At 48.8% G+C, this 1,474-nt stretch carries 1 protein-coding gene; it reads right to left on the bottom strand.

Translation table 11 applies throughout. The features are described from left to right. Positions 1–239: 239 nt before the first annotated feature. Positions 240–1,442 carry an IS256 family transposase gene (locus tag P22_RS19870; RefSeq protein WP_373432685.1) on the bottom strand — a complete coding sequence of 401 codons (1,203 nt, stop codon included), beginning with the start codon at positions 1,440–1,442 and terminating at the stop codon, positions 240–242. Between the last annotated feature and the right edge of the window lie 32 nt (positions 1,443–1,474).

The raw sequence follows: 1,474 nt of genomic DNA, 5'->3' as shown, positions 1-1,474 counted from the left end.
GGGAGTGTATTGCAAACTGTGTAAATGGAATAATATGGTAATTGATTGTGCATACTAGTAATGCTTTACTCCTGCGCAGGATAGGGCGACGCAGAGGTGCGACCTGAGCGGCGCGGGAGATTTGCGAGGCGGCGGATTTGGAGATTCGCCGTTTTTCTTTACCGAACCTGAAGAGTATCCGCTGCCTTGGAAACCCAAAGCGATAAACCTCGGGGTTCGGGGCAGAGCCCCGATCGGGTTTAGGAAACCTTCCGTTGTTGCAGCCGGTTCTCGAAGAAGATCATCAACTGTCCTACTATAATTCCCCAATCACGAATCGGCATACTCCATTTTTTGGAAATTTCTTGAATTGACAGGAATACCGATTTCTTTACCGCATCGTCTGTCGGGTAAATGGTTTTTGTCTTAGTATATTTGCGCAGCATCCGATGAAATCCTTCTACTGCGTTGGTAGTGTAAATCAGGGTTCTCACTTCCTGAGGGTACTTGAAATAGGTGCAAAGCTCTGCCCAATTTGTTTCCCAACTCTTTACAATCTGGGGATATTTTTTGCCCCATTTCTCGCGAAATTCTTCCAGCCGATACTCTGCATCGTCTAATGTCGGTGCACCGTATACCCGCTTCAAATCGGCCATTACCGACTTGATGTCCTTGTACGGTACATACTTTGTAGAGTTGCGGATCTGGTGAATCACGCACAGTTGTTGTTCGGTTTTGGAGAATACCGTCTCAATCGCGCTCGAAAAGCCGGAAAGATTGTCTCGGCAGGCAATCAGAATATCTTCTACTCCTCGATTTTTTAGTTCATTGCAGATCGTGGCCCAAAAACTGGCGCTCTCGGTTTCCGACAACCACATGCCGAGGATTTCCTTGTGTCCGTCCATGTTGATGCCCAAAACCGAGTATAGGCATTTATTGATTACCCGGCTGTCTTTGCGCACTTTGAACACGATTCCGTCCAAAAACACAATGGGATACACTGGGTCAAGCGGGCGGCTCTGCCATTCCGCGACGGCGGGCATAATCTTGTCCGTGATGCGGCTGATGAGACTGGCCGAAGCTTCCACTCCGTAGATGTCGCGCAGATGATCTTCAATGTCGCGGTTGGACATGCCTTTGGCATACATCGCCAAAATCCTACCTTCAATATCTTCGGTACGTGTCTGCCGCTTTTCGATGATTTGCGGCTCAAACGTGCCGTTTCGGTCGCGTGGAACACTGATTTCACTCTCGCCCCACTCGCTTTTGATCGTCTTTGTTCCGTAACCATTGCGGCTGTTGCCGCTGTTATTACCGAGAGCGCTGTTCTTCTCATAGCCGAGATGTTCCTCCAGTTCGGCTTCTAGCATCTTTTCCAGCGCACCGGCAAATAGATTCTTGAGTTTTGTCGTCAGTTCGGCAGGGGTGGCACACTCCTCACTGAGTAGCGCCGCAAGCTGCATTTCTTTTTCATTTAACTGTGTCATGGATATCT

This window comes from Propionispora sp. 2/2-37 (genome assembly GCF_001298735.1).
GTDB lineage: Bacteria > Bacillota > Negativicutes > Propionisporales > Propionisporaceae > Propionispora.
The sequence above is the reverse complement of the archived record's forward strand: the minus strand, read 5'-3'. Positions and strand labels throughout refer to the sequence as shown.